At 74.7% G+C, this 16,395-nt stretch carries 11 protein-coding genes; 6 read left to right on the plus strand and 5 right to left on the minus strand.

What is annotated here, in order from left to right; all coding sequences use genetic code 11:
• The 5 genes from ACZ6EJ_RS08385 to ACZ6EJ_RS08405 all read right to left on the minus strand — a co-directional run.
• Window positions 1-3,004: amino acid adenylation domain-containing protein (locus ACZ6EJ_RS08385; RefSeq protein ID WP_469265396.1), on the minus strand; the 3,004-nt coding region annotated here is incomplete at its 3' end.
• A gap of 114 nt (window positions 3,005-3,118) precedes the next feature.
• Window positions 3,119-3,397 carry an acyl carrier protein gene (locus ACZ6EJ_RS08390; RefSeq protein WP_469265398.1) on the minus strand — a complete coding sequence of 93 codons (279 nt, stop codon included), beginning with the start codon at window positions 3,395-3,397 and terminating at the stop codon, window positions 3,119-3,121.
• A gap of 155 nt (window positions 3,398-3,552) precedes the next feature.
• The gene (locus ACZ6EJ_RS08395) at window positions 3,553-5,349 is read right to left on the minus strand and encodes a fatty acyl-AMP ligase (protein ID WP_469265399.1); all 1,797 of its coding nucleotides are present in this window, start codon (window positions 5,347-5,349) and stop codon (window positions 3,553-3,555) included.
• A gap of 1,082 nt (window positions 5,350-6,431) precedes the next feature.
• On the minus strand, window positions 6,432-7,016 hold the full coding sequence (locus tag ACZ6EJ_RS08400; protein ID WP_469265400.1) for a DUF998 domain-containing protein: 585 nt from the start codon (window positions 7,014-7,016) through the stop codon (window positions 6,432-6,434).
• Between the two features lie 79 nt (window positions 7,017-7,095).
• Complete coding sequence (locus ACZ6EJ_RS08405; RefSeq protein WP_469265401.1) at window positions 7,096-7,698, minus strand: DsbA family protein; 603 nt, start codon at window positions 7,696-7,698, stop codon at window positions 7,096-7,098.
• A 310-nt stretch (window positions 7,699-8,008) separates the two neighbouring features.
• Here ACZ6EJ_RS08405 and ACZ6EJ_RS08410 point away from each other — a divergent pair, with 310 nt between their 5' ends.
• The 6 genes from ACZ6EJ_RS08410 to ACZ6EJ_RS08435 all read left to right on the plus strand — a co-directional run bounded on the left by ACZ6EJ_RS08410 (window position 8,009) and on the right by ACZ6EJ_RS08435 (window position 16,203).
• Window positions 8,009-8,338, plus strand: a complete 330-nt coding sequence (locus ACZ6EJ_RS08410) for an antibiotic biosynthesis monooxygenase family protein (protein ID WP_469265402.1) — start codon at window positions 8,009-8,011, stop codon at window positions 8,336-8,338.
• Between the two features lie 517 nt (window positions 8,339-8,855).
• On the plus strand, window positions 8,856-9,374 hold the full coding sequence (locus ACZ6EJ_RS08415; RefSeq protein WP_469265404.1) for a hypothetical protein: 519 nt from the start codon (window positions 8,856-8,858) through the stop codon (window positions 9,372-9,374).
• Window positions 9,344-10,783: a hypothetical protein gene (locus ACZ6EJ_RS08420; RefSeq protein ID WP_469265406.1), complete on the plus strand. Its 1,440-nt coding sequence runs from the start codon at window positions 9,344-9,346 to the stop codon at window positions 10,781-10,783. Before ACZ6EJ_RS08415 ends, ACZ6EJ_RS08420 begins: the two co-directional genes overlap by 31 nt.
• Entirely contained in the window at window positions 10,780-12,165 is a 1,386-nt protein-coding gene (locus ACZ6EJ_RS08425) for a VWA domain-containing protein (protein ID WP_469265407.1), read from the plus strand. The genes ACZ6EJ_RS08420 and ACZ6EJ_RS08425 overlap by 4 nt, the downstream gene beginning before the upstream one ends.
• Before the next feature lie 100 nt (window positions 12,166-12,265).
• Window positions 12,266-13,396: an ATP-binding protein gene (locus ACZ6EJ_RS08430; protein ID WP_469265409.1), complete on the plus strand. Its 1,131-nt coding sequence runs from the start codon at window positions 12,266-12,268 to the stop codon at window positions 13,394-13,396.
• The gene (locus ACZ6EJ_RS08435; protein WP_469265410.1) at window positions 13,393-16,203 is read left to right on the plus strand and encodes a DUF5682 family protein; all 2,811 of its coding nucleotides are present in this window, start codon (window positions 13,393-13,395) and stop codon (window positions 16,201-16,203) included. The genes ACZ6EJ_RS08430 and ACZ6EJ_RS08435 overlap by 4 nt, the downstream gene beginning before the upstream one ends.
• The last annotated feature ends 192 nt before the right edge of the window (window positions 16,204-16,395 follow it).

The following is a 16,395-nucleotide window of genomic DNA, read 5'->3' on the forward strand; positions in this document are numbered from 1 at the left end:
AGAGATAAAGGGGCCACGACACAGAGGGAAGAGGGCTCTCCCCCCCCCCCCCCCCCCCCCCCCCCCCCCCCCCCCCACAAACCCCCCCCCCCCCCCCCCCCCCCCTCCCCCCCCCCCCCCCCCCCGAGGCGGTCGGAGGCGGGGTGGCCGGGGCGGGCAGCGCGGCGCGGTCCACCTTGCCGTTGGCCGTGCGCGGGATCTCCGCCAGCTCCACGAGGGCGGACGGGACGAGATGGGCGGGGAGCCGGTCGGCGAGCACCGCGCGCAGGCGCTCGACGTCCAGTGCTCCCCGGTGCGCGGGGTCGGGCGCCAGGTAGCCGACGAGCCTGCGGTCGCCCGGCCGTTCCTCGTGCACGGTCACCAGGGCCTGGGCCACGCCGTCGAGTCCGGCGAGGGCCGCCTCCACCTCGCCCGGCTCCACCCGGAAGCCCCGGATCTTCACCTGGTCGTCCGCCCGGCCGACGAACCGCAGCACGGTGCGGCCCTCGCCGGGCACCCGGCGCACCAGGTCCCCGGTCCGGTACATCCGCTCGCCGGTCCCGGTGTGCGGGTCGGCGACGAACCGGGCGGCGGTGGGGCCGGGGCGGCCCAGGTAGCCGCGGGCCAGGCCCCTGCCGCGCAGGTAGAGCTCTCCCGTCACCCCGTCGGGCACGGGCCGCAGCGCGGCGTCCAGGACGTAGGCGTCCACCCCGGCCTCGGGGTTCCCGATGTCCGGCGACCGGTCGCCGCCGGCCGCGCACTGCCCGGAGGTGGCCTGGACGGTCGCCTCGGTCGGCCCGTAGACGTTGAACATCCGCCGGCCGGGCGCCCAGCGGGCGATCAGCGAGGGCGGCGGCTGCTCGCCGCCGGTGACCAGGTCGGCCAGGTCGGGGAGGTCGCCGGGGGGCAGTGTGGCCAGGACGGCGGCCGGGGCGAGGGCCGTGGTGACGCGCTGGTCGCGCAGGAACGCGGCCAGCTCGTCCCCGGCGAGTCCGTGCGGCGGGAGGACGAGGCAGCTCCCCGACGCCAGCGCCATCACGAGTTCGGCGACCGCGACGTCGAACCCGAGGGCCGCGAGCTGCGCCACCCTGGAGCCGGGGCCCAGCCGGTAGCGCTCGATCTGCTCGGCCGCCAGGGCGGCGAGGCCCGCGTGGGTGACCACGACCCCCTTGGGCCGCCCGGTCGAGCCGGAGGTGTGGACGACGTACGCCGGGAGGTCCACCGGGAGGGTTCCGGGGGCGGGCACGTCGGCCTCGGGGTGCCGCGCCGCGGCGTCGAGGAGGGTCTCGGCGGCCACCCGCGGGCAGTCGGCGGCGGCGGGCTCGGTCCCGGCCCCGCCGACCAGCAGGGCGGGGCGGGCGTCGCGCAGCAGGAAGTCGACGCGCTCCGCCGGGTACTCCGGGTCGATGGGGAGGTAGGCCCCTCCGGCCCGCTGGACCCCGAGGATCAGCGCCGCCGACTCCACGCCCCGCGGCACCGCGAGGGCGACGACGCTCTCCGGCCCCACGCCCCGCGCGGCCAGCCGGCGGGCCACCCTGTCGGCGTGGGCGTCGAGTTGCGCGTACGTCCAGGTGGCGCGGTCCGAGGAGACCGCCGGGGCGTCGGGGGTGCGGGCGACCTGCCGGGCGAAGAGCTCGGGCAGGGTCCGGGGGCGCAGGTCGCGCCGGGGGCTCCGCCCGGCGGCCAGCGCCCCGGCCTCCTCCTCCGCGCCGAGCAGCCGGGTCCGGCCGATGGGGGCCTCGGGGTCCTCGTCCGCGCGCGTCAGGAACTCGGCGAGCCGCGCGGCCAGCGAGGCCACCGCGTCCGCCGAGTGGAGCAGGGGGTTGGCGGCGAGGGTGATCTCCAGCTCGCGACCCTCCCCCGGAGTGCCGAGCAGGTTGACGACCAGGTCCTCGACCGGGCCGGCCGAGAGCTGGTGCACCGGCGCCCGGCAGTCGCCGAAGTCAAGCACGGGGGCGAACGCCATGACGTTGACGAGCGTGGTTGCCGGCGGCGCGCCGCGGAGTCCGAGCGCCCGGCCGATGTCCTCGGTGCGGTGGCGCTGGTGGCGCAGCGTGGTGCTGATCTCGGCCGCGGTCAGCTCCAGGAGCGCGGCCATGGACATGCCCTGCCGCACGGGGAGGCGCAGCGGTACGACGTTGGCGAGCATCCCCGGTGTGCGCGCCGCGGCGGGTGTCGTCCTGGCGGTGACGGGGAGGCCGACGACGACCTCCTCCCCCGGTGCGAGGCGGCTCAGGAAGGCGGCGACCGCCGCCGTGGCGTACACCGGCCAGGGGCGGCCGCCGCGGTCGGCCTTGCGGCGCAGCGCGGCGGACTGGGCGGCGGACAGGCGCACCGTGCGCCGCAGTTCGTCGGACGGGGCGGGCGCGGTGGCGTCGGCGAGGCTGGTGGGGCGCGGCAGGTCCGCGAAGCGGTCGCGCCAGTGGTCGGCGTCCGCGCGGTGGCGGGCGGAGTTCCGGTAGGCGTGGTCCTCCTCGACGAGGCGGGCCAGCGGCGCGAACGCGCAGGGGGGCGGTTCCTGGCCGGAGCGCAGCGCGCGGTGGACCGCCGCGAGCCGGTCCAAGTAGAGCGCGGCGCCGTACCCGTCCAGGGCGAGGTGGTGGTAGCGCAGGTGCAGGAGGGCGCGGTGGCCGCCGAGCGGGATGAGGGTGTGGCGGCAGGTGTCGCCGGCGGCGAGGTCCCAGGGCCGCTCCCGCTGCCGGTCCATCCAGTCCAGGGCCGCGGCGCGGGAGGGGGCGCCCGCGCTCGGGTCGGCGTGGAAGAGGCGGGTCTGCGTGCTGGGCGGCCGAGCGAGGACGTGCTGCTCCAGTGCGCCGTCCCCGTTTTCCCGGAAGGCGGTGCGCAGCGCCTCGGTGTCGGCGACGGCGCGTTCGATCGCCTCGCTCAGCACCTCCTCCACCACGTGGTCGAGTTCGAGGTAGAGGCCGCAGGCGTAGAGCCTGTCGTCCGAGCGCAGACGCTGTGCCGTCCAGATCCCGGACTGGGCCGAGGTGGCGGCCACGCGGTGTGCCGGGGACTCCAACATGCTTCTCCCGCTCTCGGACTGAAGGGATGTGGGGGACGGCCCGGACGCGCGGCGGCGTCCGCACGCACGAGTGCCTGGGCAGGTGCGTGTGCGTGGTGGGGGGCCGGGCGGCCGTCAGCGCACGGTGCGCGAGGCCAGCCGGGCGGTGAGCCCGTCGATCGTCGGCTCCTGCCAGAGGAGTCCCAGGTCGCATTCGACGTCCAGGTGCTCCTCCACCACGCCGCACAGGGCGGTGCCGGTGACGGAGGTCATCCCGTAGTCGGTGAGCGGGACGTCGGTGGCGAGGGAGGCCGCGGGGACGCCGAGGCAGTCGGCGCACTGCTCGCGCAGCCACTGCCGCAGGGCGTCGGGGGTGCGGGGAGCGGGCGGGGAGGGGGGCGGGGACAGGGACATGCGGGTAGGACCTCTGTCTTCGGTGGGCGCGCGGTCGGTCTTCGGGTCGGCGTCCCGGTCGGCCTCGGCCGGGCGGGCCGGGGCCTGGGGGGATCGTGTCGCCACGGGGTCGGGGAGCGGCCCGCCGCCGGGAGCGGTTCGGGGCGGGCGCACGGTCATGTCGGGGGCGGGAGGGCGCCGTCGCGGCCGTCCGCCTCCCGGAGCGCCGCCAGGAGGCGGTGGGCGCCGGGGTCGGCGTGGACCTGGGCGAGTTCCCCGGTGCGCAGGAGCCGGGCGGTCAGGCGGCGTTGCACCTTGCCGCTGCTGGTGCGCGGGATGCGGCCGCGGTTGACCAGCACCACTCCGGCCGGGGCGAGGCCGAATTCCCGCGCGAGCGTCGCCCGCAGGGCGGTCACCAGCTCGGGGCCCTGCTCGGCCCGGATGGACGGGCCCACCTCGTGGGCGACGACCACGGCCTCGCCGTCCTCGGCGGGGAGGGAGAAGGCCGCCCCGATCGTCCCGAGTTCGGGGTGGCGGGCGCGCAGTTCGTGCTCGATGTCGTGGGGGTAGATGTTGCGGCCGTGCACGATGAGGAGTTCCTTGATGCGGCCGGTGACGTACAGCTCGCCCTCGTACAGGGCGCCGAGGTCGCCGGTGCGCAGCCAGGGCCCGGAGCCGTCCGCGTCCATGACGAACGTCTCGGCGGTCGCCTCCGGCTTCTGCCAGTAGCCCTTGGCGGCGCTCGCGCCGCGCACGTGGATCTCGCCCACTCCGTCGCCGGTGACGGGCCTGCCGGTCGCGGGGTCGACGACGCGGATCTCCAGGGCCGGGGGCCGGCCGCAGGAGACGACCTCGCGGGAGGGGCGTCCCGCGGCCGCCTCCACGAAGCGGTGGTTCTCCAGTTCCGCGACGTCCACCCGCCGGGTGCGCAGCTCCCCCGCGGACAGGGACACCAGCAGGGTCGCCTCGGCCAGTCCGTAGCAGGGGGTCGTCGCGTGCGGGTGGAGCCCGGTCGGCGCGAACTCCTTGGCGAAGGCGCGCAGCGTCTCGGCCCGGACGGGTTCGGAGCCGTTGGCCGCCCAGCGCCAGCGCGAGAGGTCGAGCCGATCCATCTCCTCGGGCTTGACCCGCCGTACGCAGTAGCCGTAGGCGAAGTCGGGCGCCGCGGAGAAGACGAGGTCGAAGCGGTCGATCAGCGTCAGCCACAGGGACGGTCGGCGCAGGAAGGCGCTGCCGCTCATCAGCACGGCGGCTCCGCCGCTGAACAGGGCCGGGCTCAGCAGTCCGAACAGCCCCATGTCGTGGTACATCGGCAGCCAGCCGCCCAGCCGTGCGCCGGCTCCCAGTTCGAAGCCGGTGAGCAGGCTGCGGACGTTGTCGGCGAGCGCGCCGTGGGTGACGACGACTCCCTTGGGGCTGCCGGTGGAGCCGGAGGTGTACTGGAGGACCGCCACGGTGTCGTCCCGGATCTCCGGTTCCCGCCACGCGTCGGGGTCGGCGTCGCCGGGCAGGGCGTCGACGCAGTGGAGGGGCAGGGCGCCGAGGCCGGTGCGGGCCGCCCACTGCCGGACGTCCGCCTCGGTCTCGGAGACGGTGAGGACGGCGCCCGCCTCGGCGTCCTTCGCGATGCCGACGACGCGCGCGGCCTCCAGGGAGGTCCCGGTGGGCAGGGGCGCGGGGACGGCGACCATGCCCGCGTACAGGCATCCGGCGTAGGCCGCCGCGAACTCCGCGGACTGCGGGAAGAGCAGCAGCACGCGCGCGCCCGCGGTGAGCCCGGCCGCGCGGAGGAGGACGGCGACGCGGCGTGCGGTGGCGTCGAGCCAGGCGTAGCTGCGCAGCGCCTCCTCGCCCTCGCGCTCGGGGTGCCGGACGAAGCCGACGGCCTTGCGCTCGGGGTCGGCCTCGGCCGTCGCGGAGATCGCGGCCACCAGGTGGGGCCCGGCCAGCGGGTCTACGGAAGGACTGCTCACAGCAGCGGCCCTCGTCTCCCGCCGGGGCCCGGCCTCGTGACCGCCGCCGGCTCGCGCGGCGTCCGCCCGTTTCCTCGGGCCGCCGGGCCGGCGGGGCCGCCGCTGACGTCTCGGGTTCCCGGCGGCGTGGACGGTGGTTTCCGGCACGCCGACCGGACGGCTATGTGGTGCGGATCTTCGTGGTCGTACACCCTCTGCTGACCTCCCCCGTAAAGCGGCGGATTTTACAGGTCGTGCGCACGTGCTGATCCCGATGGAAAACCATTCGACCCGATGCACCCACACGGGAATCGGACCGCTCGGCACACCATACAGGCCTGACCCTCTTTTGAGACAGGATCGCTCTCTTTTACTCGAGGTTCCCCGTGAAACGAAGAAAAAACTATCCCGCTCAGCAAAACTCCCCACCACATATGCGTGATGCGGCGACGGCTGCACCGTAGACCACGGTAACCGCCCCTTTGTCCGCTTTACCTCTCCGCGACGACCCGTGGGCCGACGCGCCGGGAAACCGTATACATAGCTTCGATCTCGCCACAAGGGCCTGCCGAAGAAAGGCCCTCTTGACAGAAGAGCCACATCTCCTTCACCGGCGCAGTGCGGCGATTTCGCTGATCATCGGGGCATTCGGGACATGACGGAGCGAGCCCCGCGGAGCGGCTCCCTCGATTCTGCGCCAGGTCCGTGACGCACGCCCGGAGCACATTCGACCGCGCGGGCTTCCGGTTTACTTCACCGGCACGAAATATTCAGTTCAACCCGGACCAGTGACGGAAAAGGGATAATGTTTCCCACCTCGGGCCGCGCCGCGGTGAAGTCCGGGGGCGGTTCGTGCCACGGCGGTTCCGCGTCGGAGCCGCCGGCCCGCGGGCGGCCACGGCCCGCTCGCCCGCAAAAGGAATTGCGGTGCGGCCGCCGCTATGGCGGTGATTTCACCGCTCGGGACGGCAGGCGGCAGAACACGGTCGATTTCCGCAGGGAGATATGCGGCGGAACAGGAGAACGATCGCCGACCGGCCGGTTCGCGCCCGGTCCCGGAACACCGGAAAGGGCGGGGCCGACGGCGGGCGGTCCGCGGACCGTCACCCGGCGCGGCGGCGGCAGGAGAGGACGACCACGAAGGGCCACAGCGCCTGGACGAACGTCACCACCCGCTCGGCGACGCCCGGCGCCCTCGCGCTCTGCAGCTCGGCCAGGAACCACAGCACGCTCGCGCACATCACCGCGCTCGCCGCGAGCGACACGTCGAGCCTCAGACCCCACGGGGCCGGGCCGGTTCCCCGGACGGCGGCCAGTGGGGGCCAGACCGCCAACAGCACGAGGCCGGCGGTGGCGACGGCGCCGTGCTCCAGCGCCCCGCCGCTGCTCGGCGCCGGGACCAGGGTGAGCGCCAGCGCGCAGAGGCCGCCGCCCGCCAGCGCCGCCCGCCCCGCGAAGGCGGCCGGCCGCAGCGCGTGCGCCGTGACCACGTAACACGTGCCCAGCAGCAGCAGAGCCCCCGTCATCAGCCAGTAGGCGGCGGCCCCGTAGGACGCCAGGACGCTGAGGGTCTGCTTCGCGGGGTCGTACGACGGACCTTGGCGCTGCTGCGCGATCGTCCAGGAACCCACCAGCAGCACAGGGGCGCACCCGGAGGAGAGCAAGGCCCACCACGGGGCATATCGCATCAGACCATCGTAAATGCCTACACGCGCCCCATCGGTGAACCCCCTTCCCTTTCTCCGGCGGCCCGCGGGCCCCGTCCGCTCATTCCAGCTCGGCCAGGAAGGTCTCGGGGGTCACCGCGTAGCCCAGGGGGTTGATGACGGCCATCGGACGGCCGTTGAGGAGGACGGTGGGCGTGCTGGTGACGCCACTGGCCTCGAAGGCCGCCCCGACCCTGCGGGCCCAGGGCAGGTAGACGCCCTCGGTGACCTGGCGGTCGAACACGGGGCCGCGCAACCCGTCGACCTCCTCGGCGATGCGGAGCAGGAAGTCGGTGTCGGCGAAGGCGTCGTGGTCCTCGGCGGGCTGGGAGGCGTACAGGGCCCGGATGTAGCGCAGGGACGCCTCGGGGCCGACGTCGCAGGCCGCGCCGACCGCGCTCAGGGCGCGCAGGGAGCCGGTGCCGCCCAGGCCGTCGTCGAGGAACGTGGCGAAGTGGTACTCCAGGGTAAGGCGGCCCTGTTCGACGAGTTCCGCCATGACCGCGCCGAGCCCGCGGTCCAGGCGCTTGCAGAACGGGCAGCGCAGATCGGCGTAGACGCTCAGGACGTCGCCCGATCCGGGCGCGGCGCCCTCGGCGTACGTCAGGGTGGTGCCGTCCGGGCCGGTGGTGCGGGCCGGTGTGGGAGTGGTCGAGGAGGTCATCGTCGCCTTCCGGGTCGGTGCGGTGGGCCTTGCCTCTCCCGGACGTCCGCACGGCCCCTGACCGCGTGCCGCGCGCCGGGCGAACGCGCCCCGACCCCGGCGGTCGCGCGGGACGTCCTGCGGGAGGGACCGGCGCTGATGCGCCCCGATCGTGGCAGTCGCCCCCGCCGGGAGGGGGGCGCGACGAGGCCGCGAGCGCACAAGCCACTCCTCCGGTGGACACCGCGTGCCCGATCAGCGGCGGGGCCCACCAGCGAATCCGCGGGGCCGACGCTCGTCCCGGTGGGCTGGTTGCGGCAGGATGAGCCGCATGAGCGTAGTCAAGATCAATGTGCTGACCGTCCCGCAGGAGCAGCGGGAGACGCTGGAGAAGCGCTTCGCCGCGCGGGCCCAGGCGGTGGAGGGCGCCGACGGGTTCGAGTGGTTCGAACTCCTCCGGCCCGTCGAGGGCACGGACTCCTACCTCGTCTACACGCGCTGGCGCGACGAGGAGTCCTTCCGGGCCTGGATGGAGGGGCCGATGAAGGCGGCCCACCAGGGCGGCGACGCGCAGGGCGGCGAGCGTCCGAAGCCCGCGTCCACCGGCTCCACCGTGTGGTCCTTCGAGGTCGCGCAGCAGACCCCGCCGGCCGGCGGATAGGGGCGGGCCCGGACCAGGGGCGGGCTGCCGGCGGCTCACCGGCGCCCGGCAGCATCCGCCGCCCCGCCGGGCGGTCCACCCGTGCCGGGCGAGCGGCCCCGGCTATCGGTACGGGCCGTGCGCGTGCATCGCGGGCGCCGGTGCGCAGGGATGTTCGGGGCTCCGAGGAGCGCGGTCCGCCCGGCGACGCGCGCTCGGCCGTCCCACTCGCCGAGGACGCTCGGGGCGCCGCTCGCGGGAAGCCGTGCCGTTCGCCCCGTGTCGTGCGTCCGGCGACCGGAACGGCGGTCGGCGTGACGGTGCTGGGCATACGGCCGCGAACCTCTCCCGCGTCCGCGGCGACGGCGACGCACCGGCCTCGTTCCCGACGACGCGTTCCGTCGCCGCGCAACGGAGTTCGGGCCCGCCCGCGCGACCGGGTGCGGACCGCCCGTCAGCGCTCGGCACCGGTTGTCAGTGGTCGGGACTAGATTCCCTCGTGTTCCGCCGCAGTGGTGCGGACGTCCCTTTCGCATGTATGGGAGATGGCGCGTTGTCGGTCTGGGAGAAGTCGAGTACCGCGCGGGTGGTGTCGCCCGCGCGGCCGCGGAAGTTGGCCAAGGCCCCGTTCGTCGAGCTGGCCGACGGGCGGTTGCAGGGAGTCGTCTCCAGCGGATCGGACATCGGGCGGGTGTACGTGTCGTCGGTGGCGGCCGGGACGTACGCGTTCGCGTGCAGCACCAACAACAACCGCCCCTGCGGCGGAGCGCGGGGCATGTTCTGCAACCACATCCGCACGCTCGTCGGCGAGGCGGTGCTCCAGTACGGCGCCGGGCGCGTCGCCCGCTACCTCAAGGCCGAGACGCCGGACGGGGAGCCCGACGCCCCGTCCCTCCTCTCCGCGATGACGGACACCCGTCCCCCGCAGGCCGACTCCTCGGCCGCCGCGCAGGTGTTCAGCCGTTTCCTGCGGCACCTGACCTATCTGGAACTCCCCCCGGTCACCGAGCCGTTGCCCGAGATGCAGTGGTTCCCGACGACGAGGGCGGCGGCCTGATGCGCACCGACCTGCTGTCCGACCCGATCGACGGGCTCGACGCGGCGCTCGACGCCGTGGACGCCTTCGACGCGGCGCTGGTGGGCGGTCTGCTGCGCCCGCAGCCCGCGCACGCCGCAGCCCCGACCCGGCTCGCCGACGCCGTCGCCGGCACACCGCTGGCCGACCGGGTCGCCGCGGCGGCCGCCGGAGTGGGGACCGGCTCGGCCGTCGAGGACCACTTCGTCGCGCTCGCCGCCGCTCGGAACGCGCTGCTCGGCTCGGTGCACGACGCCCTGGCCGCCCGGATCGACGAGGCGACCGGACGGACCCGCGCCGAGGCGGCGGAAGCGATCGCGCGCCCCGCCGCGCCCGCGCCCGCGCCCGCGCCCGCGGCGAACCTGCTCGCCGCCGCCCGCACGTGGTTGTGCGATCTCGCCCGCGGCGGCTGGCAGGGCATCGACCACGACCTGGTCGCCGGAGCCGGACCGGTCGTCGCCGCGATGCTGCCCGAGCCCGCGCTGCGGCGCCCGGCGGTCCTGCTCGACGGCTTCGCGGCCGAGCTCGCCGCGTCCTGCCCCGGCGCGACGCTGGAGCGGTTCCCGGTGCGCCGCTGGGCCGACCTCTGGTCGCGGGCCCTGCTGCTGACCGTGCCCGGCGCCCTCACGGACTCCCCCACCGCCGCGGCGACCGGTCGCCTGCTGCCGCTCGGCGTGGACGTGCAGGAACACGCGACCGCCGTACAGGCGCAGGTCCACGCCGTCTTCGAACCCGCTGACGGCGGCGCGCCCCGTCTGGTGCGGGCCGGGGCGTCGGCGCCCAAGCCCGACACCGTCGTCGGCGCGGGGCTGTGGCAGTTGCTGCGCCCGCGCCTGTCCCTGCTCGGCGCGGTGAGCGAGGGCCGCTCGATGGACCTCGACGCCATGCCCGTCACCGCCGAGGGCGACCTGCTCTGGGACGACGCACGGGCCCGGCCGGGGGAGCCCGCCGACCCCTTCGCCACGGCGCGCGTGATGCTGGCGTCCGCGACGGCGGACCCGGTCGCGCCGCTGGACCGGCACCCCGTCCGGATCGCCGTGCCGGTGCTGCTGGAGGGCTACGCCGCCCGGAGCGCGGAGGAGGGGCCGGTGTTCGAGTTCGCCGGGCGCGACCTGGCCGTCGACGCCGAGCGGATGCCGGCCGCCGGTCCGCTCACCCCCGAGGCGGCCGCCGCCTCCCACGCCTGCATAGCGCTGCTGCGCTGGGACGCCGGGGAGTTCACCGTGCAGCCGCTCGCCGTCGAGAGGACCGTGCGGAAGAAGTCCGTCGCCGTCCACGCCGGGGCGTGGGCGGGCGGCACCACCGACAAGGCGGGCGTCCGGGCCGAGAAGGCCGCCACCGACGCCGTCGCCGTGCTGCGCGAGCGCGCCGGAAGGCTGTTGCGGAAATGACCGAGGAAGCGACCGGGCCGGCGCCCGGACCGGTGGACGCGCCCGCGACCGGGCCCGACCCGTACGACAACCGCCGCCAGGTGCTCTACTGGCGGCTCCTGGCCCGCCTCTTCGACGGTGAGGAGCAGCCCGCGCTGGAGTCCGCGAGCCTGGGGGTGGTCGAGGACATCGGGCTGCCCGGCGCTCTGCTGGACCCCGGCACGTCGGTCGACTCGGTCGTGCAGCGGCATCCGGAGCTGGCCGCCGAGTTCGACGGCCTGATGACGCCGGAGGACGACGCGGACGGCGTACGCGACCGGGCGGCGGAGGTGCGGCGCGCGGCGCTGGCCTCCAAGGTGCTGCTCAACGTCTTCGCCTCCGGTTCGGGCGCGGTCTCCGCCGACCGACTGGCCCGCTGGCAGTCCGACGCGGGCTGGCTGGAGCGTGCGCTGGGCTGCCCGCCGGGCGGACTCCGCGGCGGGCGGGCGGCGGGCTCGGGCATCGACGGCGGGGGCATCGGTCCCGAGCTGGGGTCCATCGAGGCGGGCCTGATCGCCCGGATGCGGTTGCGGGAGGTGCTGGCCGACCCGGTGCTGGCCGCGCGGCTGACGCCGAGCATGTCGCTGATCGAGCAGTTGCTGCGGGACAAGGGCAACCTGTCGGGCGTCGCGCTCGCCAACGCCAAGGCGCTGATCCGCCGCTACGTCGACCAGGTCGCCGAGGTGCTGCGCACCCAGGTGGAGAAGGCCACGGTCGGCGAGCTGGACCGCTCGGTGCCCCCGAAGCGGGTCTACCGCAACCTCGATCTCGACCGCACCATCTGGAAGAACCTCACCAACTGGAGCCCGGAGGAGGAGCGGCTCTACGTCGACCGCCTCTACTACCGGCACACCGTGCGCAGGACGACGCCGCAACGGCTGATCGTCGTGGTGGACCAGTCCGGCTCGATGGTCGACTCGATGGTCAACTGCACCATCCTGGCCTCCATCTTCGCCGGGCTGCCGAAGGTGGACGTCCACCTCATCGCCTACGACACCCGCTCGATCGATCTGACGCCCTGGGTGCACGATCCCTTCGACGTGCTGCTGCGCACCAACCTCGGCGGGGGCAACGACGGTCCCGTCGCGATGGCCATGGCCCGGCCGAAGATCGCCGAGCCGATGAACACCGTCATGGTGTGGATCTCGGACTTCTACGAGTTCAACCGCTCCCAGCCGCTGTTCGAGGGCATCGAGGCCGTGCACCGCTCGGGGGTGAAGTTCATCCCCGTCGGATCGGTGACCAGCTCCGGGCGGCAGGAGGTCAACCCCTGGTTCCGGGAGCGGTTCAAGGCCCTGGGCACGCCCGTGGTCTCCGGCCGCATCGACAAGTTGGTGCACGAACTCAAGACGTTCCTCACCTGAGGTCCGGGGGCGGGGCGACCCGCCGCCGCACCCCTCTTCTCTCCTTTTCCCTCCCCTTCCCACCGCCTTCTTCCACCCCGCCTGTACAGAAAGGCCCGTCATGTCCGACCTGTTGCGCGCCCCCGCCGAGACCAAGTACGCCGAGGAGCTGGACTGGCTGGAGTCGATCGACGACAGCCCCAAGCCGTTCTCCTGGCGGCTGTCCCCGAAGATGGTCCGGCTGTTCATCCTGGGGTCCGAGCGCGCGGACGGCCTGGACCGGGAGATCCCGCAGAAGTGGTTCGGCGACCGGAGCTTCGTGGAGCGCGCGATCGTCACCCTGGCCTCCGACCGCGGCCTGCTCCTCATAGGCGACCCCGGCACGGGCAAGAGCTGGCTGGCGGAGCTGCTGTCCGCCGCGATCTCCCGCAACTCCACCCTGGTGGTGCAGGGCACGGCCGGCACCACCGAGGACCACATCAAGTACTCCTGGAACGTCTCCATGGTCATCGCCAAGGGCCAGTCGCGCGAGTCGATGATCCCCTCCCCCATCATGACGGCGATGGAGACGGGGGCGATCGGCCGCTTCGAGGAGCTGACCCGCTCGACCAGCGACGTCCAGGACGCGCTGATCTCGATCCTCTCCGAGAAGTACATCTCCGTCCCCGAGTTGCAGAGCGACGGCGAGAAGGGCGGCGACAACATCGTCTTCGCCAAGCCCGGCTTCTCGATCATCGCCACCGCCAACAGCCGCGACCGGGGCGTCAACGACCTGTCCTCCGCGCTGAAGCGCAGGTTCAACTTCGTCCGCATCCCGATGGTGACCAACAAGAAGAGCGAGGCGGAGATCGTCCGCTTCCGCACCGAGGAGCTGCTGCGCCGCCACGCGATCGACCTGGAGGTGCCGCCGACCCTGCTCGACGTGCTGCTGCGGAGCTTCGCCGACCTGCGGGACTCCGCCGCCGCGGCGGGCAGCGACGACGAGAAGCTGGAGTCCGCGCTGTCGACGGCGGAGCAGATCGGGGTGCTGGAGGACGCCGTCCTGCACAGCAACTTCTTCGGGGAGCGCGCCCTGACCGCCCGCACCCTCGCCTCGTCGCTCGTCGGCTCCCTGGCCCGCCGCGACCCGGAGGACCTGGCCATCTTCAACAAGTACCTGCACGGCGTGGTCGAGCCCCGCAGCCGGCAGGAGGGCGGCTCGTGGCCGGAGTTCCTGGACGGCGGCCGCGACGCGATCGCCACGCTGTCATGAGCGGGGAGCACGAGGCGCCGTTCGCCGCTCTGCGGGGGCGACTGCACGAGGCGGCCACGGCGTTCGCGGACGGTCCCGACGCGCTGGAGGGCATCCTCCTCGGCATGGTCGACGACGTGGACCGCGCGGTGCGCGAGCCGCTGGAGATCTTCCCGGTCTGCCACCACTCCCCCGCGTCGGCCCTGGCCATGGCCCGGCGGCTGCGCGAGAAGCAGCCCAAGGTCGTCTACCTGGAGTTGTGCGAGGACATGGCGCCGCTCCTCACCGAGCTGCGCAACTGCCGGCTCCCGGTGGCGGTCCAGGCGTTCGCGAGCGACATCGAGGGGTTCCCCGCCGAGTGGGCCCCGCTGTCGGTCGTCGCGCCGATCACCGAGGCGTCCGCCGAGTACCAGGCGATCGCGTACGCCCTCGACACGCCGGGCGTCGAGCTGGTCCTGGTGGACCGGTCCTCCGACCACGTCTTCCAGTGGGACAGCCGCCACGGCGAGCGGACCCCCGTCACGGGCGCGGAGCCGGGCGCCGCGCCCGCCTCGGCGCCCGCGGAGGAGGAGGCCGCGCTGCACGGCGAGGCGGTCGGCGTGGAGATCGGCGACCTGCGGCCCCGCTTCGCCGAACTGGAGGAGCACCTGCTGCGGCACGGCAAGGTGCGGCACTGGTCGGAGTGGTGGCACCAGTACGTCGAGGTGCCGCTGGGCGACAGCGACCACGCCACGTACCGCCAGGTCATGTTCCTCGTCGGCAGCCTCTTCCGGCGGCTCGCCCCCGGCGACGAGGACCGCGTCCGGGTGGACGAGGACCGCGAGCGGTACATGTGGACCCGGATACGGGAGCATCTGGCCGCCGGCGGGGCGGACCCGTCGGAGTGCCTGTACGTCTGCGGGGCGTTCCACGCGGCCAGCCGCGTGCCGGAGTTCGGTGTGGCGGGCAGCGGGCCGTTCACGATCTCCCCGCGTACCGCCACCTCCTGGCAGTACGGTCTGATCCCCTCCAGCCACGCGGCGATCGAGGCGCAGTTCGGCCTCGCCTCCGGTTCGGTGTCCATCGCCGCGACGCACTGGGCGAAGAACCTGAAGCGCACCCGTGTGCGGCCCTACCGGCTGGCGGGCCAGGACGCGGCGAAGAAGCCGAAGGCGACGCAGGCTCCTCCGCCCGCCCCGGCACAGGATCCGCCCACCGGGGACCGGCTCTCCGGTTTCCTGCGGCAGCCGCCGGTTCTCGACCATCTGGACGAGTCCGAACTGCTGGGCTGGTCGGTCGACATCGTGCGCGCGGCGCGGCGCAACGGCTACCTGGCCTCCACCGCCGACGCCATCGCGGTCTTCGAGACGTCGATCCTGCTGGCCGGGATGCGGGACCGGGCCAAGCCCACCCCGTACGACTTCCAGGACGCGGCCGTCACCTGCATCGAGAAGGACGCGGTGCCGGGCCGGCGGGACGTGCGCCGCCTCGTCGACATCATGATGGGCGGCGACCGGATCGGCCGGGTCGGCTACGACGCGCTGCCCCCGCTGGCGCGTGACGTGTACGACCGGCTCGCCCCGCTGGAGCTGAAGCTGCAGCAGCGCGGAGTGCGGCGCGCCCTGCTGGACATGGCCTCCCGGCCGGAGTTGCGGGCCTGCTCCGACGTGCTGTGGATGCTCCGGCGGTTGCTGCCGAGCGACGTGGCCCGGCCGATCATGGGCGAGCGGCGGCTCGGCGAGCGCTCCGTCCAGGAGTCGTGGGACCTCTCCCTGGGCTCCTATCAGCGTGCGCTGATCGAGCTGGGCTACGAGGGCGTGAGCATCGAGCAGGTCCTGGAGCAGCGGCTGCGGCGCGACGCGTACGGGCCGCAGGCGACCACGGCGACCGTGCTGGCCGCCGTCGAGGACGCCACGCTCTTTCTGGGCAGCCGTCGCCTCGCCGACGAGCTGGGCAACCGCGCCCTGGAGGTCCTCAGCGCCGAGCGCACCGTCGACGGGGCCCCGGAGGTGCTGCGCCGGGTGCGCGGGCTGTTGGCGTACTACCGCACCCACGAACCGGTGATGCCGGCGTGGGTCGAGTCCTTCGTGAAGGCCGGCTACGCGCACTACTGCACCCTCCTGCCGACGGCGTTCCAGAGCGAGGACGCCACCGTGCGGCAGGTCGCGGCGATGCTCGGCTTCCTCTTCGGCATGGAGAGCCTGGCGCTGTCGCTGGGCTGCGACCGGGCGCAACTGGAGCTGGCGGTCGCCCAGTCCCGCCCGGCGGGCCAGGAGAGGACGGCGCTGCTGTGGGCGGCGCAGGTGGAGCTCGGCACGCTGTCGCGGTCCCGACTGCGGGAGCGGTGCGGCGAACTGCTGGCGAACCCGCTGGCGGTGCCCGCCTACCCCCGGTATCTCAGCGGTCTCGTGCACGCCCTGGAGCCGGTGCCGGGGTTGGCGGACGTGGTGGTCGAGGCGGTGTCGAACGCGTTCGGCCGGCTGCCGGACCCGGTGCTCCTGCCGTGGCTGCCCGCCCTGATCACCACGCTGCGGTCGAGCGCGGGGGAGCTCGCCCCGCTGCTGATCCGCGAGGCGGGGCGGATCTTCCCGGCCCGCCTGGCCGAGCTGGACGCATGGGTGCCGCCGTGGCGAGACGCGTCGGAGGCGGCCGCGACGCCGTCGGCGGGCCGGGAGGACCGGGGCGCCGCGCTGCTCCTCGCGTACCCGGACCCCCTCGACGCGGTCGCGGAGCTGCTGGGCTGCGAGGGCTCCTGGGCCCCGCCGTCCCCCGCCGGGGCGGGCGCGGTGCTGGTGGAGCGCCACCCGCAGGCCGCGACCGCGTGGGGGTCGCTGCTCGCGGGCGCATGAGGCGGGCGACCGCCCGGCGCGGGGGGGGGGGGGGGGGGGGGGGGGGGGGCGGGGGGGGGGGGGTGGGGGGGGGGGGGGGGGGGGGGGGGGGAGGGGGGGGGAGGAGGGGGGGGAGGGGGGGGGGGGGGTGCGGACCGGGGCGCCGCCGACGGTCAGCGGGGAATCGCCGGCGCCGAGCCGGCCCCACAGCTC

The organism is Streptomyces sp. NPDC041970 (genome assembly GCF_055588985.1).

Coding starts and splice junctions, on each gene's coding strand:
- ACZ6EJ_RS08390 (WP_469265398.1), bottom strand. CDS start 3,397: ATGTCCCTGTCCCCGCCCCCCTCCCCGCCCGCTCCCCGCACCCCCGAC.
- ACZ6EJ_RS08400 (WP_469265400.1), bottom strand. CDS start 7,016: ATGCGATATGCCCCGTGGTGGGCCTTGCTCTCCTCCGGGTGCGCCCCT.
- ACZ6EJ_RS08405 (WP_469265401.1), bottom strand. CDS start 7,698: ATGACCTCCTCGACCACTCCCACACCGGCCCGCACCACCGGCCCGGAC.
- ACZ6EJ_RS08410 (WP_469265402.1), top strand. CDS start 8,009: ATGAGCGTAGTCAAGATCAATGTGCTGACCGTCCCGCAGGAGCAGCGG.
- ACZ6EJ_RS08415 (WP_469265404.1), top strand. CDS start 8,856: ATGGGAGATGGCGCGTTGTCGGTCTGGGAGAAGTCGAGTACCGCGCGG.
- ACZ6EJ_RS08425 (WP_469265407.1), top strand. CDS start 10,780: ATGACCGAGGAAGCGACCGGGCCGGCGCCCGGACCGGTGGACGCGCCC.
- ACZ6EJ_RS08430 (WP_469265409.1), top strand. CDS start 12,266: ATGTCCGACCTGTTGCGCGCCCCCGCCGAGACCAAGTACGCCGAGGAG.
- ACZ6EJ_RS08435 (WP_469265410.1), top strand. CDS start 13,393: ATGAGCGGGGAGCACGAGGCGCCGTTCGCCGCTCTGCGGGGGCGACTG.